Below are 25,785 nucleotides of genomic sequence, written 5' to 3' on the forward strand. Positions count from 1 at the left end.
TTTGGGACTTTGTGCCGGATGTGGCCGCGAACGGCCCATTCGAGCCCGCACCGAAGCAGGGGATATGTGTCAGACCTGCTATAAGAACGACCCTTTGTCCCACCGACAGTGCAACCGCTGCGGCGTGCTCGGGCCTCTACACCGTTTCGGGTTGTGTGCGATCTGCGCATGGCCCGATGTGATCAGAAAACTTCTCGCCGGCCCCGGCGGAGAGGTGCGAGCAGACCTCGAACCGGTCCGAGCCGCGCTGAACACGATCGACGCCAGGACTGGCCTGAACTGGGTAGCTCGGGCGCGGACTCAGCAGATGCTTTCAGCGCTGGCCTCCGGCAGTGGCCCGATCAGCCACGCCGTCCTGGACCAGTTGACCCCTTCAGCGGCCACTGCTCATTTGCGAACGATCCTGGTCGAACAGGCCGTCCTGGCTCCACGCGATGAAGGGCTGGCCGGGCTGGAGCAGGCGGTCAAGCGTCGGATCTCTCGCGTCCACGACCCCGTCGACCGCAAGATCCTCCAGAGCTATGCCACCTGGCATCACCTACGGCGCCTTCGCGCGATTGCCAGCAGACGCCGGGTCACGCAAGATCAGGTCGTTTACGCCTGCAACGCCCTCACCGCCGCGGCGGCGCTGCTGAACTGGCTCCACGAACGCAGCCAGCACCTGGCCACCTGCACCCAAGACGACATCGACGAATGGCTGGGCATCGACGCCTTCTCCCGTTCACGCGGCTTCGTCGCTTGGGCGGTCAGCCGCGGCCACGCGAAAGACATTGAGATCCCACCGTTCAACAACGCACCCGTGCGGCAGGTGTTCAACGACCACGATCAACGCTGGGCTCTGGCCCGACAGCTCCTCCACGACGACTCCATAGCCCTCGAAGACCGGGTCGCGGGACTCCTTGTCCTGCTCTACGCGCAACGAGCCGCGCGCATCGCCCAACTCACCATCGATCACATCACCATCACTGACAACGGTGTCGAACTGACGCTCGGCCAGACACCGATCACCGTCCCTGCTGCATTCGCCGACCTCTTGGAGGCCTTCGTCAACGACGGTCGAGTTAGCGCCGCTTTCCGACCTGAGGAGAACACTTGGCTCTACCCGGCTTCCCGTCTCGGACGACCCCTCGCCTCGAGAACCTTGCTCCAACGACTACGCGCGATCGGCATCCAGCCCACCCTGGGCCGCAATACCGCACTCATGCAGATGGCCGCGGAGATGCCACCACCCGTACTGAACAAACTCCTTGGCATCAGCCTCGACCGTGCCACACGATGGACCCAAGAAGCCGGTAACAATCGCCCCGGCTATGCCGCCGCAGTTGCTCGACGCACCGGGGTTACGTGTGAGTCCGCTTGGATGGGTGATCCGCCTCCGTGAACCTCAGGGGCCCGGCTTGGACATCTTGTCGACCGCCGCGATAAGGTCCTGCAGTTCCTTCTTGAGTTTCTGATCCTTGGTCTTGGCGATGATCGTGGTGGTGATCTCGCGGAGGATCGCCATCTTTTCCTTGTTCAGCTTGTCGGCTTTGGCCTTGTCCGTCGGCAGGTCCTCGCCGAGCTTCTGTGCCTGCCCCAGACTCATCGCCTCCGCGATAGCCTCGGCGCCTGCCTGGGTGAGCGGGAGTTTCCACTCGGCGGCGGCCTTCATGAGCCCGTCGACCACCTTGCCCTTGAAGGGCCAGCCCACTCCGGTCGACACGTCGGCGACCCAATCGGCGAAGACCCCCATCGGGCCGGCCGGTCCGCCTCCTCCCACTCCCAGCGACGTGGCCGCGGCCGCCTCCCAGGTTCGGCCGTCTGTGGCGGACGTCTTCGATTCGTTCGTGCCGGCCGGTTGCGCTACGCCGCGTTCGTCCATGGTCCGGGCGTAGTTGAGCAGAGAACCCGATTTGGACAGGCCTTTGGGGGCGTTGAGCAGTCCTCCTTCCGCCCCTGCTCCGCCTCCGCCCACGAGGCCGGCGCCCGCGAGGCCGCCGGCCGCGACACCGGCACCGCCGGTCGTCCATGCCGCGATGAGTTTCCCGACGATCTCCGCCACTTTGGCGCCCAGTTCTGCCGCCACCTTCGCGTTGAGGCCTGCCTGTTCGGCGGCGTGCTGGGCACCCTGCTGCGCGGCCGCCACTCCGGCCTGCGCCAGGCCGATCGTGCCGGCCAGACCGCTCATGTCGCGGAACATCATTCCGTTCTGAATCGCCGCGAGAACGTGCGTCATGCCGGTCGGATCCGGCAGCCCGGGAGGATTTACGATGTTGAGGACCGGTGACGACAGTTGTCCCGGTCGCAGGTCGTCCTCGGTGCCGCGGGAGCCGCTGCCGAGCGCGGCGATGTTGGGTGCCTGAATGGGGATGGGGGAATCCGCCCAGTCCCAGAAGCGGGTGAGGTCGAGCCGTTCGGCCGCGTTGAACCGGCCCAGCACGGCTTCGGCGAAGACACCGCCGCTCGGCACGGGGATGTGATCCTCCCGAACCGCTGTTTTGTACTCCTCGGCCAGTGCCGCCTCGTCGCCGAGCCCGGGCGCGCGGAAGGCCAGGAGGTTGCCGACGAGTCCGACAGGAGCGGGGTCGACGAGTTCGACCAGCGGCCTGCCCCGGGTGCCCGCCGCAGTTTTCGCGGGGAAGGTGAACCGGGACAGGAGGATGCCGAGCGTGGCGTCGTCTACCGAATTCCAGATCGCCCGGCTGTAGTGCAGCCGGCTGCGGTTCAGGTGCGCGGCCAGTTCGGCCGTCACCGTGGCGGCCGCGAAGACGTCCAACGACTGCGCGGAGACGAGCCGGACCGGAAAGACGATCCTGAAGCTGCGCGACCGGAAGACGAAGATGCACGAGACGAAGCCAGCGTTTTCCTTATTGGCGAGGCCGGAGGTCGTGATCCGCACGGACGCCAGCTCCTCGAGCCGACGCCGATTGCCGGACAGGTCCCAGCCGCGCTCCCCGTACTCCACCACGACCTCACTCCCGTCGACACCGCTCAGCCGCAGTTGAACGGGTGCGATGCTCTTGTCGTCGGCGAGGAAGTCGACATCCCACAGGATCGCGTCGGCGGGCAGGACGAGCCTTCCGTCCGCCAGGACGTTGGCGATGCCGGCGGTCGCGTCACGGGCCTCGACGATGTTGGCGCCCGTCCAACGGTCCTGCGCGAACATGCTGGACGGTTTGGTGGCAACCCCCGGCGGCGGTTGTCCAGGCGATGGCTGTCCCGGTGGCGGTTCTCCGGGTGGCCGTTGTCCGGGTGGTGGCTGTCCGGGTGGTGGCGGTTGTCCCGCTGCCTGCGATGCCGGTGGGGGAGGAGGAGGCAGACGTCTGTCGGGTGTGTACAGACCTGATCCCGTGATCAGAGGCGAGGTGATCCGGGTGGTTCCCCTCGGATACTGGAGCAGTTCCCGCACGGTCGGAGTGAGGGCCGCGGCCAGCAGGACGACGCGATAGCGGTCGACCACCTGCTCGTTGCGGAAATCCAGCGGCCGGAGGGGGACGAAGAGCACCCGCTCGGCATTCGTCTGCTCGATGACGGTGCGGAACTGTTGCACGACCTCGTAGTACTGCACGGTCAGGGCATGCATGTGGTTGTAGTTCGTGATCGTTCTGGTGGTGAGCGTCTCCGACTCCTGCTGCGACGCCTCACGGACGATCGACGCGCGCCGGGTCCGGGTCGAATGGGCCGCCTGCTGGGTACGGTCGACGATGTCCTGCTGGAGCTTGCCCGACACCTCCCGCTGACCGGACGACGTGGACCACGAGGAGGCGAACCCGGTGTTGCCCGACTCGCCTGTTGACTCGCCGTGCGTGCGCACTCCGGGATGCGGTCCGCTGTCCCAGATGATGCCCGTGCTCGCGCTGCCCTCCGCCGTGCCGCGCTCCCAGGCCGACGCCAGTGTCTGGGCCGCTGATCGCCCCTGCTGCGTCTCCTTGGCCACCGCACTGGTGATCTCCGTCAGAGCACGGATGCGGCCCAGATCCTCCTGGAGAACCTCGTTCTCCTCGATCGCCTCGGTGGTTCCAGTACGCGTCCGGCGGGACCAGTCGATCATCGCGATCTTCGTGCTCTCGCCCGGTGCGAGCGCCACACTGTGGATGAGGTTGCCGAGCGACAGCCCTCGGGCGTACCAGGATTGCTGGTAGGTGAGCAGCACGCCCACCGCCGGCGTGAGATAGCCGTTGGCCTCGGCCGCCAGGGCCGCCAGGTCCACCTGACCCGCGCTCTCGAGCGGAATAAATTCGCCCGCACCACCAGCCAAACTCTCCAGAATCAGGCATTCGTATTGAACCCGCTCCGTCGGGTAGCGGCCGTTGACCGGTACGAGGTCGGCCGGCATTTCAGGGTCCATCCTGGCCACATCGTCGACGTCTCCGTAGGCGGCCGCCAGGATCGACCGCGCGGCCCGGTAAGGAGGCCACAGCCCGAGGTCGCGCACGTTCTTGACATGGAGCGCGTTCTCGAGGGCTGTGCGGGCGTCCGGTGCGACAGCCCGCAGGACCTCGATGCCGCACAGCGCCAGTGTTTCCGGCTCGTTGCCGCGAGCCGCGTCGTCGACGACGTCGCCGGGCACCTGCCCGTGCTCGGCGAGTGACGACGGCGCACCGCCCAACGAGCGGCCCAGGTCGCGGGCCGCGTGGAACAACGACGAGGAGGCCAGGTCGAAGACGGTCTGAATGCCCAGCGGCATCAGTGCCGCCTTCGCCTCGGCGGACACTCCCAGCAGGACGTCCACCGAGGAAGTGAGGATCTCCCGCGGGTCCAGAATCCGCGCCTCGGCACGGACGAATTCCTCAGCCTTGTCCATGGAAGGGCTCACGCACGCTCTCTATGTAGGAAGAGATACCGGGGGAGGAGTACGTCGTTCATCCGCTCAGAGCGTTGCGCGCGGCCCCCCACGTGTAACAGCTGGTGATCAGAACGTCGAGGGACGCGACGTCGTCGGCCGGATCCTCGCTGTTTTCCGTGTAGTCGATGACGGCCGCCAGTGCCTCCGCACCACGGGCCGCCAGCCGCTGGAGATTGCTGGCCGCCTGCCGGCCCAACGCGCCGGTCTCCTTGTCGCGATGCAGACTGATCTGCTCGATCAGTTTGTCACCGTTGGCGTCGGCGGCATAAGGCCAGTCCTGGCTCGGCGCGGATAACACGCCGAAGACGGACGCGATGCTGGCGTGCCGCAATATTCGGAAAGTGATGTTCTCGGTGAGCCGGGGAAACGCGCGGTGGGCGCTCCACGCGGAGGACGCGCCGGTCAGCCCCGTCAGATAATTCTGCAGCGGCCGATGAGCTGTGCGCACCCGTTCTCTGAGCATCTCCACGCCGGTGTCGAAGACTCGCTCCGCATAGGCGGTCGAGGCGGCGATGAGATCGTCGCGCAACCGGTCGAAGTCGTTTGTCTCACCGGGCTCACCGAAGATCGGTGAGAGGACTTGCAGGCGTTGCTCGTGTGACAGGGCGAACTCGTCGCTTCCTGTTCGAGAGCGCAGTGCGGCGAGCAGCGCCACGATGTCTGATTCCCTGGCCTGCCAATAATCTGTGTCGGCCTTGTCCTTCGCCGCTTTGACGGCGGGTTTGGGGTCCTCGCCTGGACGCTGCGCCTCGGTGAATCTCGTGTACAGGTGCGGTCGCCTGAACAGGTCGTCGGAGACCCAGTAGGCCAGCTCGACGTAGGAGTCGACCTGCTTGTAGAAGTAGAGGGCGGCCGCGTCATGCGGTGCTGCCGTCACCTCGCGAAACGACGCTAAGTCAGCGATTCTTTTCTGCGCAATCGGCATTTTATCGCTCCTCCGCCGATACATGTTCCGAGGACTCTCAATATGAATCAGGTGCGGGACCAGATCCCTTGACGACGGTCGCATGAGTGCGTGTGTGACGGTCTTGTCGCCGGCCTGCTCGGACCAGTCCGGCCGCGGGGACTTCGCGATCAGCTCCTACGAATTCTCCCGACCGTACGTGATGTGTCGGTAGAAGCGCTGGTAAGCGTGGTGGGCGTCCTCGACGACGAGCGAGACGCCGATCTGCCCGGTCGGCACGGACGTCAGGTCGATGGGCCATTCGGCCGTGACGTGCAGACCTGGTTCGAGCGTGCCGAATCGGTGGGTCAGCGGGCTGGCGCGGGCCAGGGGTTCCGAGGTGCACTCCAAGTAGACCGACACCTCCTCCAGGGGGCGGCGTTCGTGGTGCGCCAGGGTGGCGGCGATGAGACGGTCCGCGTCGAGCTTGAGGCCGGTCAGTTTCAGAGGTGAGCGCCCGTCGGGAACCGGCAAGGGGACCTCGAGAGTCCTGCTGGTGGCGAGCCCGACCACCAGGACGCCGCCGAGCAGTTCGCCGTCCCGTTCCTCCGTCACGGTGAAGATCTGCGCGGCTTCTACGTCCTGGCCCTCGAAGGGGTTGTCGAACCACAGGGCCAGGCTCAAGGATTCGCCGGGCGTGAGCCGCCGCTTCATCACGGTGACTGTCTCGGGCCGCTCCGGGAGGCGCTGACCGCACCGGTACTCGATCAGGCCGTGGCGCTCGGAGGTGAACTGCTGCCTGGGGACCGCGGCCAGTGCCGGATGGTCCTGCCAGGAGGGGTCCCAAGCTTCGACGCGCTCCACGCTCACGGTGGAGGTGACGCTGCCGGGGCCGGGGTTGTGCACTCGCAGCGGTGCCAGGAACGGTGAGGAACTCCGCGTCACGACCACGTTGCGCTGAGCCACCTGCCGCCGGGCCAGGACCAGGAAGTCCTGCTGGCGGCCCGGGTGGGGATCGCCGGACGGGGCGAGCGTGAACGCCTCGGCGATGAGGCACTGGTGGCCGTTGACCGCGTCCTTCCAGGTGGGCAGGAGGATCTGGCGGCTCGTTCCGGCGGGAATGTTCGCATGCGCCGTGCCCAGGCTCTTGGACTGGCCTCTGGTGCCGTTGCCCGTGGGCGTGGTCGTGAACACCTCGACGGTCGCGGAGGTGGGCACGGTACGGCAGAGCGGATTGTCGATGAACGGCGGCAGCATGCCGGTGAGCTTGATGCCATTCGTGCCCGATCCCACCGCCACCGCGCCGATCGTGCTACCGGCGCCCACCGTGACCTGGACCGGAACGTTCGCCGCCGTCGGCTGCAGGGTGCCGGGTGAGGTGTAGAACGCCGCAGTCTGCTCGAAGCGCACGGCCTCGCCCGCGGTGTTGCCGACGAGCATGCACAGGTCGCCGGCCGGGCTGAAACGGAACTGGCTCCATTGGAAGGTGGGGGTGTCGAAGAGCTTGAGCCCGCTGAGCAGGTCGTAGCCGACGATCGAGAAGCTGGTGGCCGCCAGAAAGGTTCCGCCGTCGGGACTGAACCCCCAGCCTGCGGTGCTTCCCCCGGTCCCGAAGAACGCCGAGCACTTCTGCGTGCCCGGCGCCTTGGTCTCCCCTGCCAGCTTCTCCGCCACATAGACCGTGGCCTGCGCGGAGACGGTCGAGGCGTAGACGAAGTAGCGGCCGTCCGGGCTGAAGCCCCAGCCCGCTTGGTGGCCGGAGGCGATGGCGCCAAAGCCGACGATCGTGGCGCCGGTGTCCCGTTGCAGCGACACGTCCACCACCTGCGTCCCGCTGGGCGCGAGAGTGACCACGACTTTGGTCCTGCCGGTTGGAGAGTTGCCGCTGACCTTCGACATGAGCGGCATACCGGACACGTCGAGCCCGGTCGCCGGTGCGACAAGCTTCGGCGGGACGAAGGCTCCCGCCTTATACAGGTGGCAGGCGTTGTCCGCATTCGTGCTGCCCCGGTTCTCGACCCTGACGAAGACGAAGTTCTCCTTGTTCGAGAACGGCTCCATGGACGGGTCGCTTTCGTTCGGTGACCCACGCACGATGATGTCCGGACTAGCCCACGCAGGGGTCCCGTCCTTAATCCAGAGCTCGATCGCCATGGCTTCCTCCCAGCCAATCGAAACACGGGCCCCCGACACAGTCGAACGGGCTGTCCGCTATCGGTCAGTCGGAGGAGCGGACGCCGCGGGCCGGGGCATGCCGGCCTTACCTCATGGTGGCAGTGCGCCGACCACACCCGCTGATCGAGCGCCTCATAGTCGTCTTCACCGTGATGTGAGACCGTCCTTACCTTCACTCCACGCCGTACCTTCAGGATCCCGAGACTCGGGGGAACCACGGACGCAGATCTCATCATTGCGCAACTTCCATTACCCGGGGCTACCAGTACAACGTCGAGCCAATAGTGAAGGCGTCCGGCTGAGGACAGCGCCCTTGGTTTTCCTCGCGTGCGACGTAGGCTCACATCGGAGCCGCGACTAGTGAGTATCTCTGGGCACCGAGCGGGGGCGAAGGCCATGGCCCCGTCACGATTTCGGCGTCATGCGCGATTCGGAGCTGCCCGAGTCAGCGCACCCGGCGGGGCGACGTTGCGAGGTAATGCACGGCTTCCTGCAGCGCTCAGCTTGACTGCCGTCCTGGTGCTGTCGTCGCTGGTGTTGGTGTCTGCGGATCGGCAGGAGCCGGTGGCGGCGGAAGTGCCACTGGGTGGGCTGGTGGACAGCGCTCCGAACTTCGGTTGGACGCGGGGGGAGTTCTCGGTCAGCCATGATGGTGCGGCGCGCTATAGCATGCCGTTGTGGGTGCCTGCCGGTCGTGGCGCGGTCACTCCGCGGCTGTCGCTGTCGTACAGCAGCCGCGCCGGCAACGGACTGCTCGGGGTGGGCTGGTCCATAGGTGGCTTGTCTGCGATCTCGTGGTGTGGGAGAACGATCGCGCAGGACGGGTACACCGACGGTGGGCACTTCGATGGCGCAGATTCGCTCTGCTTCGGCGGTGATCGCCTGGTTCCGATCTCGCCGCAGTGGTCGCCGCAGCGCGAGTACCGCACCGAGCGAGAATCCTTCGCCCGGATCATCGCTTATGAGACGCAAGACAACGTGCCGAACTCCTTTAAGGTCTTCACCAAGGACGGGAAGATCCTCACCTTTGGCGGCGGGACGAACGCGCGAGTGCAGCCTTACCAGCTAGTGGGCAGCGCCAATATGGCTGAACCGTCTCTGACACGCGCACCCGGTGCACCGCGAGCGACGACGGCCTGGGCGCTGGACCGGATCGAGGACCGCAACGGCAACGCCGCCGTCATCGAGTACACCCGAACCGAAGGGGACGCGACAGGACTGTGGTGGATGGAACTGCGGCCGAAGCGTATCCACTACGCCCCGAACCGGACAGTGGAGTTCTTCTACGACCACGACCGGCCGGACGAGATTGACGGTTTCGTCGGCGGTACACATACCCGCACCGCTGCGCGGATGAGCCGGATCGAGATGTGGGGCGGCCCGCAAGACGGCGCCGCGGAGCTGCTGCGCCAATACAAATTGCGTTACCAGTCGAATAGCATCACCAGGCGAAGCTTGCTGAGCTCGGTCACCGAATGCGATCGTGACCAGAAATGCAAGGTGCCTCTGCCGTTTGAATACTCGCTGGGCAGCTATAGCTTCGAAACGATCGACGTCGACGACGATGTCGCCGTCGGCAACGCGCCTTCAGTGTCGGTGGTGGACGTCAACGGCGACGGCCGCAACGACCTGCTTCTCGACCACAACGGGCGCAAGGAGTTGCGGATCTCCAGGCGGTCTGCGACTGGCGACGGGTTCGCCGCACCCAAACCGTCCGGGCTGCCGTTGGCAAGGCAGATGCAGATGCTCGATATCGACGCGGATGGTCGCACCGAGGTGCTCGCCGAGGTGAGCGACGGTTTAGGGTATCGGTATCAGCTGTTCCGATCGACGTACAAGGCGGCGACCGGCTGGTCTTTTGAGGCGGTCCCCGGCAATCTCGGCCAGTGGCGCCCCTCCACTAGTAGCAGTCAACCCGTATATTTGGCCGATCTGGACGGCAACGGCCTACCAGACTTTATCGAGACCGCGTATCGGCCCAGTCCGCGCTGGTCCTACCGGCTCAACACCGGAGCCTTGGGGGTTACCCGCTTCACGCCGGAGGTGGAGCCCACCATCGGGCGTAACCTCGCCGCCATAGGCAACTACGCAGTAGACACCGACGGTGACGGGCGCACCGAACTGATCAGCTCACGACAGTTCAGCGGTGCTCCGGGCTGGGTGAGCTGGGGAAGGCGCGCCTCTGGTGACCTGACCGCTTCTGGTGACGTGCAAGTCCGACTGCTGAACCTGCGGGGACTGCCGACGTCGACCCACTTCGGCGACGTCAACGGCGACGGCCTGGTCGACTCGGTGCTTCCTCACCAAACGGACACGAACCGCCGCAATGAATTACGGGTGCAGCTCAACAGCGGCAATGGGTTCGGCTCCCGGTTCACCACGCAAAGCCCGCCCGGCTACCAAGAGCCGCAGTATCCGGCGTCACTGGTCGATGTCGGCGTGCGGGTGGTCGATTTCAATGGTGACGGATGCGATGACGTGCTGGTCTTCCATGCGGGCAAGCCCAAGCCTGGGGATACGTGGAGAGGGCTGCAGGTCTACCTGTGGAGGGATAACGCCTTCGTCCGGGCGCCACTCGACCTCGACATCGGCTCACCCCTCGGGGCCTTTTGGGACAACACGCAAATACTCGACCTTAACGGAGACGGCGCGCTGGACCTGGTCAACGCCGGCCCCGACGGCCAGGTGCGCGTCTTCAAACGGTCGGGTGGTATGCCGGATCAGCTGACCGCGATCGGTAAGGTGTCCTCCCGCGGCCGCACGGAGATCAGCTACACCACCCTGGCCGACCGCGCCGTGCATACCCCGGGCAGCCGCACCGTAGATAGCCCGGCCACCTGCAGCTACCCGCTGGCCTGTCCCATCAGCGGCGGCAGTGTGGTGGCCTCGCACAGCGTCACCTCGAATTTCGGCACCGGTACCGCACCCACCTGGGACAGCTACCGCCACACCTACAAGGCAGCCCAGACTGACCTGCACGGCAGGGGATGGCTCGGGTTCGCCGAACACACCGTCACCCGGACAACCACCGGCGCTGGCGGCGCCGCCACGGTGACCGAATTCGACAACACGACGTTTGATCCGGACATCAAGACCTACCCGTTCGCCCAACTGCCCAAGAAGGAGACCTACACGGTCCGGGACATGAGCGCTGGGACCGGCCGCGAGTTCCGCAGCACCACCATCAACGGTTACGCAAGCCGGCGGCGCGGCAACACCACGTACACCGAGCCCTTTTCATCCTGAGTAACGGCCCTCCTCGATGAGCTGCAGGACCAGGATGGCCTGCACGATCGTGGTGGCGCGGTGCGGGCAGCATCGCAGCCGGGTCAGTAACTTCCAGGTCTTCAGGGTGGCAACGGCACGTTCCCCGCAAGCACGGATGCGGGCGTGAGCCCCGTTGACCGAGCGCTGATGGTGCGACAGCGGCGGCCGCAGCCGATGGCCTTTGAACGGCGTGCGGATGCTGCCTCCCGCGCCCTGATATCCCTTGTCGGCGAGAGTCTTGACCCCTGCGGCCAGCAGGGCGTCGATCAGGCCGGTGGTACGCGCCGCGGTCAGGTCATGCGTGGCACCGGGCAGCGCGGGTGAGGCCCAGACGAGTCGGCCGGCCGGGTCGGCCAGGACCTGCACGTTCACACCGTGACGTCGGTGTTTGCCGGAGTAGTACGGCCGTTCGTCGGCCAGTCGGTCGATCGGGATCAGGGTGCCGTCCAAGATGGCGTAGGCCAGCCGGCCGGCGCGTAAGACGGCGGCGTGGACGTCGTCGGCGAGCAGGGCGAGCAGGTCGGTCGCTTCGCGGACGTAGCGCCAGGCGGTGCTGGCGCCGATGGCGAAGCCCGCGGCCAGTCGCGCGTAGGTGTCGCCGTTGCGCAGATGGGCCAGGACCAGCAGGGCTTGCCGGGACGCATCCAGGCGCCGCCAGCGGCAGCGCCGCTCGGCACGCCGGGCGCGGATCAGCTCGGCCAGGCGGATCAGGGTGTGATTGGACAGCGGAATCGCGGCAGGGTAAGACAGCAACGAGGCTCTCCGGTAGAGGCATCGGATCTTGGTCGACTGCTGTCTTACCGGGAGCCTCTTCTCATGCCAACCGGTCCCGCCGCTGCCCCCTGCTGACCAGCGCGACCAGGTTGGAAAAGCCTCACCGTCGAACAGCGCACCAGCACGGCGACTGAGGAAGAACGTCCGGCTAGCGCCGGCGAATGGCAGTCGCTGCGCCACACCACCACCGAGACCAGCTACGACGATTTCGGTAACCCCGATGTAGTCAAGTCGGCCACCACGGGCGGCCGCACGCTCACCCAGGACCTCGACTACCGCAACGACATGACCGCCTGGCTGATCGGGCTGCCCACCCGCACGCTCAGCACCGGCTGCACCAGCGCCGGCGAATGCACGACACGGGAATCAACATTCGACTACGACGGCAAGGGGAACCCGACGGTCACGGTGGTGGAGCCGAACCACCCGGCGCTGAAGCTGACCACCACCACAGCGTACGGACCATTCGGCGTCATCACCTCGATCACCAAAACCGACAACGCCGGACGCAGTCGTACAGACAGCCGCGAGTACAACGCCGACCAGCTGTACCCGACCACCACGGTCAACGCGGCCAATCACCGCACCGTGATCGTTACGCACTCCGGGCTTGGCGTGCCCATCAGCACCACGGACCCGAACCGGTTCGAGACCACATTCCGCTACGACCGGTTCGGCCGGTTACGAGAAACTAACCGCTCCGACGGCAGCTTCGAGCGGATCACCCACACCAACCTCGGCACCCGACAACGCACCACCACCACGGTCGCCGGCGGCGGGCAGACCACCGAACTGGTCGACCAGCTCGGCCGAACCCGGGAACTGCGGGTTACGGCGTTCGACGGGCGCACCGCCACCACCTACACCGACCACGATCCCCTCGGCCGAGGAATCTGGCGCACGTCCCGTCCGGCGTTGCCTGGCGAAACGCCGCAGTACACCGTGACGCTGTACGACAATCGCGGCCGCGTCACATCCGTCACCGCGCCGGACGGGGCGAAGGTGCGGCACGAGTACGTCAACCTGGAGACCCACACCTACGACGCCAAGGGCGTGCACAGCTACACCATCGACACCGTGGACGGGCAGGCGGACTCCCGCTACGAGGACGACCCGAACTCCGCCACCTGGCTGCAGACCCAGTTCGAGTATGGCCCGTTCGGCGAAACCACCAAGATAACCGCCCCGGACAAGACCGCGCAGACCATGCACCACGACCCGCGCGGCCGGCAGACTCGCCTCGACGACCCCAGCAGCGGCACCACCATCACCACATACAACGCCTTCGGCGCGGTGGCCAGCGCCACCGATGCGGAGAACCGCACCACCACCTTCACCTACGACTCGCTGGGCCGGGTGGAAACGGTGACCTCTCCCGACGGGGTGGCGACCAACATTTGGGACACGGCCGACCACGGACGCGGCAAGCTGGCCCAGGCGCGCAGCGCCACTGGCGTCACGACCCGCCACACCTATAACGAGCTGAGCCAGGCTGAGACCACGACCTGGACGATCGAGGGAACCCCCTACGAGTTCAGATACGGATACGACAATATCGGCCGGAACAACTGCATCACCTACCCGGCGATCCCCGGCGCATCCGGCCGGCTCACCGTTGGGCACATCTACAACTCGCACGGCTATCTCACCCAGGTGAAGGACGGCTGCGAGGCGGGCGGCGCGGTGTACTGGGCGGCCGAGGCCAGGAACGGCACCGGCCAGCTCGAACGTGAGCGCCTTGGCAACGGCGCGGTCAGCACTCGCGCCTACCGGCCCATCACCGGACTGCTCGACCGCATCGTGACCACCGGCCCTGGAACGGTGGGCAAGGTCGGTGAAATCGCCTACGACTACGACGACAACCGCAACGTGAGGCAGCGAAACGACCTGGTTCACCAGCGGGACGAGAGCTATCACCATGACACGCTCAACCGGCTCGACGGCTGGTCCATCCAGCACACCGGCGTCGGGCAACCCGTGCTGAACGCCACCTACGCCTATGACTCGGTCGGCAACCTCAAGACCGAGACCGTCCAGCGGCCGAACCAGCCCGAGGAGAACACGGCCTACCGCTACGCGGAGGACGGCGCACCCCCACACGCACTGACCTCACGCGACAACGACGAATACGGCTACAACCGGGCCGGGCAGCAGACCAGCGGCCCGCACCGTACCGTGCAGTACAACACCGCCGGACTGCCCACGGTAATCGATTGGCGCATTCGCCAAGGCCAGCCCCGGCAGACCGCATTCGCCTACGATCCGAGCGGCGCGCGCGCACTCAAACGCGACGCCGATCAAACAACCATCACCGTGGCGGGGCTCTTCGAACGCCGCACCCCAGCCGACACCAGTGGCATCGAGATCCACAACCTGCACAACATCGTCGCCGACGGGCGCGTCGTCGCGCAGGTCAACCGCGTCCAGGCGGCCTCCGGCGGACCGGTCACGAACACCTGGACGTGGTACCTACACGCCGACCAGCAGGGCTCCACCACCCTGACCACCCAGGGCAACAACCAGCCTACGGCGCAGTACTACGACCCCTTCGGGCAGCGCACCGACCAGACTGGCAAGCCACTAGACAACGGCAGACGTGACGGACCGCGACAGGGTTACACCGGCCACGAACACGACGACGAATACGGCCTGATCGACATGAAGGGCCGCATCTACGACCCCGCAGCCCGGCGCTTCCTCACCCCCGACCCCATCCAGGAATCAGTGTCCAGCCAAAGCCGCAACCGCTACAGCTACGTCGAAAACAATCCAGTCACCCGCACCGACCCAACAGGATATCTGCCTCAACCTCACGGCTTGGGCAACTCTCTTACACAGCAAAGAGAACGATTCGAGATAGTTGGCTGTGCACTCAACCCGTCGCCCTTCCAGGATTGTACAGCTCTCCTGAACGCCATCGACGATGCCGGCGGGCCGGCGTACTTCAGCAGGACCCCGACAAAGATCGCCGTCGCGGCAACGCCCGGCGGCGACGACGACAACTCGCAGGTCACGATAGTCGAGCAAGCAGCGGTATTCCGGGGAAGCACGTCCATGGAATCAAATGATTCTAAGGCATTGTGGGAGCGGGCCGGAAGATGGCTTCTTGATAACTTCGTCCAACCCATCATCGTGGGTGGCGTGGAGATAGCTTTGGGCGGAAGCACCGCGAACACTCCCAAACCTGGTGATCGGACGTACTCTCGCCAAACGCTCTTCGAGCATGCAATAAACGTCGTTATTGCAGAGGCCGGCATAAAGATCGCGGGAAAGACATTTGCCTGGGCGAAGGGGAAGTTGTTCAACCCGGGAAGAGCTATCGATGGCGCCGCAATGACCATCGCGGGCAGGTCGGCGGGAGCCGGTTTCGGTAAGGCTGAGATGGAGCAAGCCCTCGCGTACGCCAATAAAGAGGCGAAGATGATCCACATCTTAGACAAGGCAGGTCGCGGGCTGGACGATCTCGTCAAGAGAGCTGGGGGAGAGTCCGCAGCGATACGCAATATTGTATTCAGTCTCGCCGACGGTTCCGGCCTTCCTGCTGCCGGAAAGTTCGAAGTACCAAGAGTCGTCAACGAGGTGAACATAATCATCCGAGGCTGGGTGGGTGACGGCATCCCCAAGATAGGTACGGTAATCGTCCCGCGCTGAAGACAGCTGAATCGCGGGCTGAGTCGAGCCGACATCGTGACCCGCCCGGTCACCGGGACGCCAGCGCGGCCCGACCGCCAGCCCGCTACCGGCACACCGTGTTGGTCGGTGCCCGCTGCTGAGCGACATCCCCAGTTACACCCCGATTGGGAGCGAGAGGCTGGGCCTGAGCGTCGACGGCAAGACCCTCGCCTTCACCACGTTCGGCGAGGCGTGGATATGGGATGTCACAAGACTCGACCTGCTCCCCTTCCGCCTGCCCGACGGGCAGGATAAGGCGGGGACGATGGCGATGGCCGCCGACGGCAGAACCCTGGCAGGGGCCCTGGACGACGGGCGCATCGCCCTGTGGAACACGGCCGACCCCGACCGCACCGGGCGTTCACTGTCCGCTCAGTATCCTGTGTACTCGCTGGCTCTGAGCGGCGACGGCACCATCTTGGCCACCTCCGGCGGCGGCGTCGGATGGTTGTGGCCCACCGCGGCATCTGGCCGACCCCGGGCACTGACCGGCCATGAAGGTGGAATATCGGAGGTGGCCATGAGCGCCGATGGGACAACTGTCATCGCGGCCGTGAACATCCAGATCCCGGGGCCGGCTCCGGGCGAGGACCGGGACCGCTTCAGCCTCTGGGCCTGGACGGCCACGGCTCCGGCGGTCCCACGTCGGCTGACCGAGCAACCAGGTACCGTTGATCAGATCAAGGTGAGCGCCGATGGAAAGGCCGTGACCGGAATCATCCGGCATTCTTCAAAGAACAACGAGGTATGGGTATGGCGGACCGGCGATCCTGGCACGAAGTTGCGGCTCTCCGGAGGTCACCGCATCTCCAGCCTCCGTGACGACCTGTTCATCAGCGCCAACGGCGCTACCGTGGCCGTACGAGCCGATAACCAACCTGGCAGCCGCGGCGATGCGGTCGTCGTTTGGACCGTCGACGAGCCCGGCAAACCTCGGCGCATGGCCGGTGATGTGGACTTGCGATCGGCGATCTCGATAAGCACGGACAGCAAGATCCTCACCAGGACACCTGACGGCACCGGCCTCTTGCTGCAGGGCATCACAAAGGCGGATACCCCTCTGAGGCTGACCGGGCAGCAGGGCATCATCGATCAGATCGCCCTCAGCGACGACGGCAGCACCGCGGCCGCAACGACCAACGACCGCGGATCCGGTTCCCAAGTCTGGCTGTGGGACACCGCCGCTCCCAGCCGACCGCAGCGCCTGAGCGGCTACGTGGGCGGCACTATCGAGCAGATCTTGCTGAGCGGCGCAGGCCGCGGCATCGACGTGCTAACCGCAGCCGAGGAGTCCGGCCAGACGAAGTATGACCAGCAGCTATGGCACTGGGACACCGCAGCACCGGACAGGCCACGGGAACTGACCGGCCACCAGGGCAGGCTCTCGCGCATCGAGGTGAGCGCCAACGCGACCGTCGTCGTCGGCAGCGGCGACTACGCCACCTGGCTATGGCGCACCTCCACGGACGAGCGCGCCAGATTGCTCGACGGCTACCACGGCCCCGTCCACGGAGTGGCACTGACCTCGGACGGGCGCATCGCAGCAGGCCGAGGCAAGGACGGGACGGTGTGGCGGTGGGACCTCACACGACCTGCCGAGCCCAGCCGCCCCTTCATCGGCCAGCGACTGGCCATCACCGAGATCGCCTTGAGCGCGAACGGTCACCTGCTCGCCGGCACCGACGCCCGGGGAACCGTCTGGATCTGGGACGCCGCCTCACCCCTGTTCCCGGGCCGCGCCCTGCGCGGCACCCACGCACAGATCATCGGGCTGGCGGTGAGCGCCAACGGGCGCACGCTGGTCGGTTTCGACGGTCAGGGCACCATCTGGGCCTGGGACACCTCCAGGCCCGATCAAGCTGCCAGAATCCTCCACCGCCTGCACGAGAAGATCAAGGACGTGACCCTCGGCGCGAACGGCAGAGTGCTCGCGGCCGCCACATACTCGGCCGGCGTGCTGGTGTGGGATCCGCTCGACGGCGAAACGGCTAGATCCTTCACCGGCCTCAAGGGCGAGATCGACCAGGTGGCCTTGAGCGCCAACGGCGAACTGCTGGCGGGTGGCGGCTCCGGCGGAGAGGTGTGGACGTGGGACATCCAAGGCTCCGACCAGCAGCTCGGCCACCTCCTGGCAGGCCATCGAAGTGCAATCGCCAATGTGACAGTCAGCACGGACGAGACGACGATCGTCAGCGCCGACTCGGATGGACACATACGAATGTGGACGGTTGCCGCCCAAGGCCAGATCGGCCCCGTGCTGTCGGGATACCTGACATCGGAACAGGGCATCGCCCTGGACGACAACGCAAGTACGCTCCTGGCGACCGACAGCGACGGTAACCTCCACCTGTGGCAGATGGCGACCCGGCACAGCATGCCAGCCTGCGTCACGCTCGCGGAACGCATGCGCCGAACGCCGGAATGGAAACAACACCTGGGCGAGACATCGGTGCAGGAAGCCTGCCACCCCTGACGACGCCCGCGCCATCGCGCCGCCCAAGCACGCGGCGAAGCCGACAAGATGGGACTGGCGGTCATCGACCAGGTCGATGACCTGGCCTTCCACAGCGGCCAGGCGATCCTCGTGACCACCTTCCAGAAACTGATCAACGGCCAGTCCGTCTTCGGTGTGGTCGGCGACGCGCGAAGCAAGCTCCAGATTGGCATCGTCGTCGACGGCTGAGCCGCTGCTGAAGACATTCGGGACTTTCGATCGACCGCCGCGTCTCCGGTGTGCTCACTGCGATAAACGCGCCAGGGCCATTTCTTCTCCTGCCGCCGACCTGGGGGCCACAGCCGCGTGGTGGCGCCGTGCCGACCACACCCATTGATCGAGCGCCTCGAGCCGTCTTCACCGTGATGTGAGACCGTCCTCACCTTCACTCCTCGCCGTACCTTCAGGATCTCGAGGCTCGAATGGACCACGGACGCAGATCCAACCATTGCGCAACTTCCATTACCCGGGGTTACCAGTAATGGCCTCCCAGGAGGAGATCGCAGCGATGGTCGATCGTGCCCTCGACTACTGACCGTGCAGGCAGGGGCGTTGACCTGTGTCGGGGCGTCGATCCACTTCTGATTCGTGTCGAGGACCGAACAGATACCGGAACGTCTTCGCTTGGTTCGCTGAGGGCGACTCGGGGGACTTTCGCTTAGCGAAGTCGGTCACACGGCGGGCGGAGGAGCGAATGGCCCTCGGAATGGGGCTGGAAAGATCAGCGGCATGGTGAAGCAGGTTCGCCACAACGAAGAGGTAAGCAGCCTCGGTGGGTGTGGTGTCCTCTGATCCGTGCTTCGGGGCATCGAGTCCTGCAGTAAGACATGCAACGGCTGGGATCAGATCGACATCAGTGGTGTGGGTGCGGACCGACACGGCCCTCTTCAAGGAGCCCAATGTGCCAGGCACAGAGCAGTGGACCGTCCGATTCCCGCCCGTCGGTTGGCGTCCATCGGTGACTCGCACTGATGACTCCCCGCACTCCGACCAGATGACGTTGAGGAGTTCCATCGTGAGAGGAAGCGAGCAAGAGCTCGAATCCCTCGTTTCACGCCTGCATAGCCTGAACAGCCGGAGTGCAACGCCGAATCGATGGGAACCATCGTGGAGTTCCAAGCTGGGAGCCATGACCGTTGAAGAAGGATTGGCCGGCCGGAGTGTGATGTCGTTTTTGGTCTGGCCCAGGGCCGCGCCTGGTAGGTCGTCTAGGCATACGAGGGCGCCGCCTGCCCAGTTGTGCTTGGCCGCATCCCAAAGGTCCCGGAGATTCATGCTGGCCAGGGGGGCGACCGCATCATCGATGCAGTTGGTGGCTCGGAATGGGACATACTCGCACTGCGCTTCCCACGCAGCCTGGGTCCGGAGGCGAGCAGCGTCTGTCAGCGCCTCAGACTTCGTGCGCCGAGCCTCCTCCACGATCTCAGCGGCCTGTGTGCGCGCAGCCTTGATACGCATGTTGGCGTCGTGTTCGGCTTGTGCTCGGATGTGAGCGGCCTGAGTCTCTGCGGCGCGACGCTTCTCTGCGACGATGTGGGCAGCCTGCGTGAGCGCGACGTCCATACGTTCTGCAGCCCGTCGTTCGGCCGTGGCCTTAATGCAGGCGGCCTCTGCCAACGCCTTCGTACGTGCCGAGTGGCGGATACGATCGGCTTCCCGTTGAGCTGCGAGCACGATCTTCAAGCCAAGACCGAATAGGCCCGTCTTGCCTGCACCTGTTGGCAAGGTCAGCAAGCAGTCAGGGTCCCATCGGGGTCCCAGGCCGAGATCGTCTTGGTTGCCCCCTGGCAAGAAGCAGAAGGTCGACGAAGCGCTCTTCCACCAGCACTACCGGGAGGTACTCACCTTCTCCGCGCTGTTCAGGCAGGTGCACTCCGAAGTCATCGACAAAGGCGGTGGCCGCGCAGACATCTTGTTCACCTTCAACACCGCGCAGTTCAACGTCGAATGCAAGATCGAGGAAGACGACGCGAGCGAACCCGGGCTTCGCACCTACGTGGCGCAAGCAGCCGAATACCAGAACACCAGCGCCGCGTTCGCCATCCTCCTCGCCCTGGACAAGACCGTCGCCGCCGAAGGCGCCATCAACCTCTTCGACAGCATCTGGATCGAAACCGTCCAACGTCCCGGTGAGACCACTCCCTGCCGCGTCATCATCGTGCGCGTCCCCGGAGGGCGGGACAACCCCAACCTGCTTCGCCCAGGCCCTTGACGGCCAGGTGACGTCGACAGCGCTTGGCGCCGTTTCCTCCCCCCGCAGGCAACCCCCAGATCAAGACCTAGCCTCCACAGTCTCGGCCCAAGACTGTCAACGACTCCCGGAGACCACCCGGAGTACTTCCTGGCCTCGGACGAGGAAGTCGCCGCGTTGGTCGATCGCGCCCTCGACTACTGACCAACGCCCGGCCGCCGCGGCCGGAGGAGGGCTGCGACGCGCCACCAAGCACGCCCGCCGCCTCCCCGTCCGCCTCCGGCCGACCGCCTACGATGCCGCACATGAACGCTCACGATCACGTTCCTCTCAGCCCGGCTGAGCGTGCCGAACTGGATCAGTGCGAAGCAGCAATTCGCACGTCCAAGGCTGTCGGCCTCGGCAGCGACCGCTGGACACTGATGCATCAGATCTTCGACGCATCCGATCTCCTGCGTGAGGCGGCCAAGAAGCCCGAAGCCGCTGACATCCGTCACCTGCTGGAGGAAGCCGACGCCCTGCTCAGCCAGGCGGTCGACATCATCGAGTTCTAGCTGCGGAAACGGTGGACCGGCACCCGGTTGCCTTCGACGTCGGGATTGCTGTCGACGTCAACGCCGAACAGAGCGTAGATCCGCTGCAGCGCCTCGTACGCATCTCGCTCCGGATCGCCAATCGCAGGCCACGTACGATCCCAGGTGTCCATGCTGGCGGCTGATCCATCACTGAGGAAGATCGACTCCCCGCTCCCTCCTGGTCCAAGGACCCGCGGATGCTCTCCGACGAACCGTCGAGCGACGATGCGGTGCCGCCACGTTCCGGGTATGAGCGGCAGTACTGCCGCATCGGCGAGACGGAAATACTCGAGCGTCATCTCCGCCAAGACCAGGCTGTTGAGCCGCTGTGGACGTTGGCGTGCCTCCATGGCCCAGCACAGCATGGCTGGGGTGGCGATCGCGGCCGCCGTCATCAGACCGTCCGGGCGGACCCACACAGCCCATCGGTGGTCCTGGCCGACGACGACGCCCCCTTCATAGGTGCGCAGCCGGTTGGTGTTGTCGAAGAAGTTGAAGCCCACAGGGCGGAGCACATCCTGGTTGCGCAACGCCCCTCGAACTCCGTTGTCGCTGTGCAGCCCCGGCAGTATCTGGACCGGATGGGGCGGGATGCTCTGCCACATCAGCACCGGCTCGTCATCCCAATCTTGAAGGCGTTGCAGGGTATCGAGACTGAGATCGGCTGCTCCTTGCAGCTCTTGCACTGGTGAGGCCGATACCGTGCTCAGGGCGTCACGGCTACGCAGGCCTTCGTTGATGAGCCGGTAGACATCCTCCGACGGTAAGTAGACGGTCCGGTCCCCGTGTCGTACCGGGACGGCGAGCCCGTCAGCGAACATGCCCTTGTCGTTGAGCGTTCGCCGGACGATGACATAGCGGTCCGGTTCTGGCACCGGCTCGACCTCGATCACCAGGTAGTAGCTCCCGGCCTGTCCGGTGCTTCGGCCGCGATCTTCGTACCAGCGATGATTGATCGCAACGCGGGGTCGCAGGTAGTCGTTCAGCGTGTCGATGTACCGGTCGACGTCGGCTCGGTCCTGGGGAAAGGGCTGCAGGTCGGTGGCGACCTCCATCGCCTTGTCGCTGCGTTTGGCTGCCGCCACTCCCAGCACCAGCAGTCCGCCTTGGGCGTTGGCGAAGGCAGCCACGTCCTTGCAGAGCTCAAACTTGGCCTTGTCGATCTGGAGGGCATACGGGGCGCTTTTGAAGTCCAGCCACACGTTCTCGGCCGTGCCGAGCAGTTCCTCTGGTCGACCGGATGCTAATGCCTCGATTACGGCGGCTCGGCTGCTCACTGTCATAAGCGCTGACCCTAACCCCGTGTCGGGCGCAGCTCCGCCGAAGATCGGGCGAGCCCTGCCCTGACGTGCCGAGGCCCAGTCGTCATTCCACCGGAATCACCACGCCATCGTCCCGCCTCTGCCGTCATCACTGTGACCGTCGGACTGACCGGCCTCAAATGTTCCGAGGAGCTCCAGCCGACGCCGTGGCAAGGCGCGGCAAGCGATCACGGGGAAACGGAGGCAGACGCTAGTTGAGCCGATCTGTCATCGTCCGCCGCAGGTAGGACAGTGTGGCGCTGACCAGGGCGAAGAGACCTTAACGGTGGTCTGTGCTACCTGTCCGCCTCACCCGAAGAACGAAGGAGATGCCTCATGGAAGACTTCGGAACCGGCGGCGGCATCAGCGTCAAGATCTTTGCTGGGGATACGACCGGCACCAACACGGGTTGGGACATCGAGCTGGAGCAGGCCCGGCGCTACATCGACCACCTGCAGGCGCGCTTTGGCCGCCCTGCCGACTGGGGAGCCCTGGCCGGACACGACACGCCGTTCGTCACGGCCACGTTCGGACTACCCACCCGCGACCCTGGCGCGCACGTCTGCGTCACGCTTGCCTACGCCGACGGCACAGAAGTGCGGGTGCTGTGGGAAACCGAGATCAACATCGCCCACAGTTACCTGCACGAACTTGCGCTCCTGCACGGCAGCCTGCCCGACTGGTCGTCTTTCGAGATCAAGGGCTGGCCTCTCGCTGACTTCCACTGGGCCGACGATGGCCCCGAGCCGCTCGGCACGTGACGGGGCGCCAATTTCACATGGTTCTGGTCACGGGAGCCAGCCGCGGTAACGCAAGCTGGGGGCACGTCCCCGGCAGAAGGACGAGCAGTACAGGCGGGCTCGACCCGGCCCGAGCATGGGCTGGGCCATCGGCTGGGCACACACCCGGCAACACCCAAGGCCGATGAGGGGAGCGAGATCGGCCAGCAACTGCTCAACGCCGGGCAGCTCCTCAGGCAGCGGATCGTCATCGGCCCGGCAACCGGTGTAGGCCAGCAGCTGTTGAAAAGCGGCCCGCAGCTCGGTGAGGTTACGCCGGCGGGCGCCGAGCAGGGCGAGGTAGTCCTCGATTGGCCAGGTGATGAGGGCTCCCGCCCGCGTCAGGCATACACCGACCCGGTCAATGCAATACCGGTCGGCGAAGTCCATCAAGGTGTAGCCGAGGAGCTGCAGGATCATCGGGAGGGGGAAGCGCTCGGTGCGACGGGTGCTCTTGAAGTCGATCAGTAGGCCATCCACGATGAGGTCGGCGTCGGCGGCGACGTAGGCGCTGCCGTCGAAGGTGGGCCCGGGCAGGCACATCTCCGGTACGGTCGCGCGGCGAAGCTGGCCCAGCGGCCCGCTGCCGGCGGTCCGGACCTGCGCGACGGTGTCGCGCACGAGGTCGTGGTGAGGGAGAGCCAGAAGCGTGGTCAAGGTGAAGGCGCCGGTGTCGGCGAAGGCCGCCTTGCACAAGGGGGTCAGCGGAAAGGCCACGGGGTTACGGAAGTTGAGGGCGTACCAGGCAGCGCCGAGCAGCAGACGAGCCAGGTGTTCTTCTTCCTCTTCCGTCCGCGCCAGCGGACGCCCGCGGTCGTCGAGCTGCAGCTCGGAGATCGTCGCACGCAACCGCTCCAGCAGTTGACGGCCAACGGTCTCCATCACCTCCCATGCCGCATGCTCGCCGAGGGCCAGTGCGGTGGCACGTAGATGGTCCACACCCATGACGGTGGCGGCATCGACGCCCGCGACTTGAGTGAACGCGAAGCGCAGACGCTGGTCGATCGCGGTCCCCACGGTGCCTGCCTCATAACCGACGCCGGGCCCGGGCCAGATCAAAGGCGTAGTCGGCAGCTGCGCCAGATAACTCGCACGAAGCCGGCGAACGCCCGCCGACAACTCTCGATCCAGGAACCGGCGTAGCGGTGTCCGGGGGGAAGCCAATCCTCGCGTCAGGCTCATACTGCGGAGAGTAGACGCCGAGAGTGACAAAAATTCAACTGAAAGTGATCAGCTGTGTCTGCAAGCACCCGTGGAGCCAGGGGTCGCATCGCAAGTGCGCTGGCCTTCTCGGAAGAGCCTTCTCCACGGCATCGAGACGACGTGCTGTGAAACAAGAGGAGGGCATCGATTGACAGGAAGGCCGTCAATGGCGGTCCTACTTGCTGTCAGCCTTTTCCTGACATTCTCGTTTGTCAGTCGTACGCTGACAAACGAGAAGGGAGGTGTCCATGGAGGACAAGACCGAGCCGACGTACGAGGACGCCCCGTACACCGAACTAGCGCTCGCCCAGTTGGCCCTGGCTGCCACCGCACAAGAGCTGGCCGATTTCCTGATGGAGTTCGTGGTGGTCTGGCGGGGCTGGCACAGGCGTCCTGTCGAGGACGCGGCCCGGTTTGTCCGGCGGGCCCAGGAGTTCCTGGACCGGGCGGTGATCGTGGAGAAGGTGAGCGGCGCCTCGTGGGAGGACATTGGGGACACCCTGGAGATCACCCGGCAGTCCGCCACGCCAAGTTCCGCCAGGTCGCCGAGGAGTGGGAGGCGGCGGTCAAGCGCCCGATCGTGACCGATGAGATCTACGGGATCGGCGGCTTGCAGACGCGCACCTACAACCGGATGCCGGCGGGCACCGCGACGCCGGACGAGACGGCCGCCTACCTGGACAAGTGGGCCATCGCGCACGCCCAGGCGGACGGCCGTGACATCGAGGAGCGGCCCGTGTCCGGCGGCCTGGTCCGGATGGACGCGCTGACCGAGCTGCTGACCCTGCACAACCGCACCGCCGCCGTGCTGGACGAGTTCGCCGCGCCGCCGCCGCACCTGCTTGCCGAGATCTACGAGCGCGAGGCTGTGCTGCTGGACCGAGTCGCCGCCGGCGGCAGCGGCCGGTCGGCCCGCGACGCTAAGAAGCGCGCGGCTGAGGCTCGCGAGCGTGCCGCCACCCATCGCGCCCAGGACGCCCACACCAAGTCGATTGCCGAGACCCAGACCCCGGACCAGCACGCCATCGAGCACGAGCGGCGCTGGCCGAAGGAGATCTGGGGGCCGTACCGGGTCTTCCCCGACCTGGCCACCGCTCGCGACTGGTGCGCCCACTGCAACGTGTGGATCGGAACCGAAACGAGCCGCTCATGACCGATGACCACGCCGCCGACCATCCGGCCGGCCGGCCACGCATCATCGCCACCGCTGCCGAGCTGGCCGCCGCGGCTGCCGCCGTCGACCCCGACACCCCGGTGATCATCGACGATGCGCAGATCGAGCCCGGCTCCAACCCGGCCGACCACACCGCCTGGGCCATCGTCGCCCAGCGCCAGCTCATCCTCGCCAACCAGACCGGCCAGATGGCCGGGCCGGGCGATCAGGTCAGCGCGCCGGACGAGCAGGGCCGGCACCATCTGCTCACCACGCCGGCGCTGGCGCTGAGCGAGCGGCGCCTGGCCACCCCCAGCGTCGTCGGGCCCGTCGCGCACCCGGCCGACCCTGAGATCCGCCGGGACGAGGCCTACCACGGCCGCAGCGATCAGGACCTGACGCGCTATCTGATGGAGCTGCTGGACGCGCTGCAGCGCCTGGAGGCCGAAACCGGGCACCACGCGCACGACGCTGACCAGCAGTTCCACCCGG

General features: G+C 66.0%; 17 protein-coding genes. 11 read left to right on the forward strand and 6 right to left on the reverse strand.

What is annotated here, in order from left to right; translation table 11 throughout:
- Window positions 1-151 precede the first annotated feature (151 nt).
- Complete coding sequence (locus KIS93_RS41915) at window positions 152-1,381, forward strand: site-specific integrase (protein ID WP_155127426.1); 1,230 nt, start codon at window positions 152-154, stop codon at window positions 1,379-1,381.
- Window positions 1,382-1,384: 3 nt separating this feature from the next.
- Here the strand turns inward: KIS93_RS41915 and KIS93_RS41920 are convergent, their stop codons facing one another.
- The 3 genes from KIS93_RS41920 to KIS93_RS41930 form a co-directional block, all read right to left on the reverse strand.
- Window positions 1,385-4,783: a hypothetical protein gene (locus KIS93_RS41920; RefSeq protein ID WP_155127429.1), complete on the reverse strand. Its 3,399-nt coding sequence runs from the start codon at window positions 4,781-4,783 to the stop codon at window positions 1,385-1,387.
- Between the two features lie 58 nt (window positions 4,784-4,841).
- Entirely contained in the window at window positions 4,842-5,750 is a 909-nt protein-coding gene (locus KIS93_RS41925) for a hypothetical protein (protein ID WP_080039128.1), read from the reverse strand.
- 156 nt (window positions 5,751-5,906) lie between these two features.
- Window positions 5,907-7,769, reverse strand: coding sequence for a PD40 domain-containing protein (locus tag KIS93_RS41930; RefSeq protein ID WP_080039129.1), 1,863 nt, complete (start codon window positions 7,767-7,769; stop codon window positions 5,907-5,909).
- A gap of 618 nt (window positions 7,770-8,387) precedes the next feature.
- On the opposite strand from KIS93_RS41930, the gene KIS93_RS41935 reads away from it, so the two are divergent.
- On the forward strand, window positions 8,388-11,129 hold the full coding sequence (locus KIS93_RS41935; protein ID WP_186404734.1) for an FG-GAP-like repeat-containing protein: 2,742 nt from the start codon (window positions 8,388-8,390) through the stop codon (window positions 11,127-11,129).
- Here the strand turns inward: KIS93_RS41935 and KIS93_RS41940 are convergent.
- On the reverse strand, window positions 11,121-11,903 hold the full coding sequence (locus KIS93_RS41940) for a transposase family protein (RefSeq protein WP_080039131.1): 783 nt from the start codon (window positions 11,901-11,903) through the stop codon (window positions 11,121-11,123). The genes KIS93_RS41935 and KIS93_RS41940 overlap by 9 nt on opposite strands.
- A 306-nt stretch (window positions 11,904-12,209) precedes the next feature.
- On the opposite strand from KIS93_RS41940, the gene KIS93_RS41945 reads away from it, so the two are divergent.
- The 5 genes from KIS93_RS41945 (at window position 12,210) to KIS93_RS41965 (ending at window position 20,835) form a co-directional block, all read left to right on the forward strand.
- Window positions 12,210-15,575, forward strand: coding sequence for an RHS repeat domain-containing protein (locus KIS93_RS41945; RefSeq protein ID WP_080039132.1), 3,366 nt, complete (start codon window positions 12,210-12,212; stop codon window positions 15,573-15,575).
- Between the two features lie 286 nt (window positions 15,576-15,861).
- A complete protein-coding gene (locus KIS93_RS41950) occupies window positions 15,862-18,069 on the forward strand; it encodes a WD40 repeat domain-containing protein (RefSeq protein WP_080039133.1) in 2,208 nt (735 codons plus the stop codon).
- Window positions 18,070-18,117: 48 nt separating this feature from the next.
- Entirely contained in the window at window positions 18,118-18,279 is a 162-nt protein-coding gene (locus tag KIS93_RS41955; protein ID WP_222107832.1) for a hypothetical protein, read from the forward strand.
- 1,588 nt (window positions 18,280-19,867) lie between these two features.
- A complete protein-coding gene (locus KIS93_RS41960) occupies window positions 19,868-20,302 on the forward strand; it encodes a hypothetical protein (RefSeq protein ID WP_080039134.1) in 435 nt (144 codons plus the stop codon).
- 284 nt (window positions 20,303-20,586) lie between these two features.
- The gene (locus KIS93_RS41965; RefSeq protein WP_155127435.1) at window positions 20,587-20,835 is read left to right on the forward strand and encodes a hypothetical protein; all 249 of its coding nucleotides are present in this window, start codon (window positions 20,587-20,589) and stop codon (window positions 20,833-20,835) included.
- Here KIS93_RS41965 and KIS93_RS41970 read toward each other — a convergent pair.
- Window positions 20,832-22,139, reverse strand: a complete 1,308-nt coding sequence (locus tag KIS93_RS41970) for an AlbA family DNA-binding domain-containing protein (RefSeq protein WP_080039135.1) — start codon at window positions 22,137-22,139, stop codon at window positions 20,832-20,834. The two genes, KIS93_RS41965 and KIS93_RS41970, sit on opposite strands and share 4 nt — an antisense overlap.
- A 354-nt stretch (window positions 22,140-22,493) precedes the next feature.
- On the opposite strand from KIS93_RS41970, the gene KIS93_RS41975 reads away from it, so the two are divergent.
- Complete coding sequence (locus KIS93_RS41975) at window positions 22,494-22,919, forward strand: hypothetical protein (RefSeq protein WP_080039136.1); 426 nt, start codon at window positions 22,494-22,496, stop codon at window positions 22,917-22,919.
- 27 nt (window positions 22,920-22,946) lie between these two features.
- Here KIS93_RS41975 and KIS93_RS41980 read toward each other — a convergent pair whose 3' ends face one another.
- On the reverse strand, window positions 22,947-23,954 hold the full coding sequence (locus tag KIS93_RS41980) for a hypothetical protein (RefSeq protein ID WP_222107833.1): 1,008 nt from the start codon (window positions 23,952-23,954) through the stop codon (window positions 22,947-22,949).
- A gap of 434 nt (window positions 23,955-24,388) precedes the next feature.
- On the opposite strand from KIS93_RS41980, the gene KIS93_RS41985 reads away from it, so the two are divergent.
- The 3 genes from KIS93_RS41985 to KIS93_RS41995 all read left to right on the forward strand — a co-directional run.
- Window positions 24,389-24,724 (forward strand): hypothetical protein, encoded by a 336-nt coding sequence (locus tag KIS93_RS41985; RefSeq protein WP_186404735.1) that lies wholly within the window; start codon window positions 24,389-24,391, stop codon window positions 24,722-24,724.
- Window positions 24,721-25,293, forward strand: a complete 573-nt coding sequence (locus KIS93_RS41990; protein WP_186404736.1) for a hypothetical protein — start codon at window positions 24,721-24,723, stop codon at window positions 25,291-25,293. The genes KIS93_RS41985 and KIS93_RS41990 overlap by 4 nt, the downstream gene beginning before the upstream one ends.
- On the forward strand, window positions 25,290-25,785 hold a 496-nt coding region (locus KIS93_RS41995; RefSeq protein ID WP_186404737.1), incomplete at its 3' end, for a hypothetical protein. The genes KIS93_RS41990 and KIS93_RS41995, both read left to right, overlap by 4 nt.

Source organism: [Actinomadura] parvosata subsp. kistnae (genome assembly GCF_900323885.1).
In the GTDB taxonomy this organism is placed as follows: domain Bacteria; phylum Actinomycetota; class Actinomycetes; order Streptosporangiales; family Streptosporangiaceae; genus Nonomuraea; species Nonomuraea composti.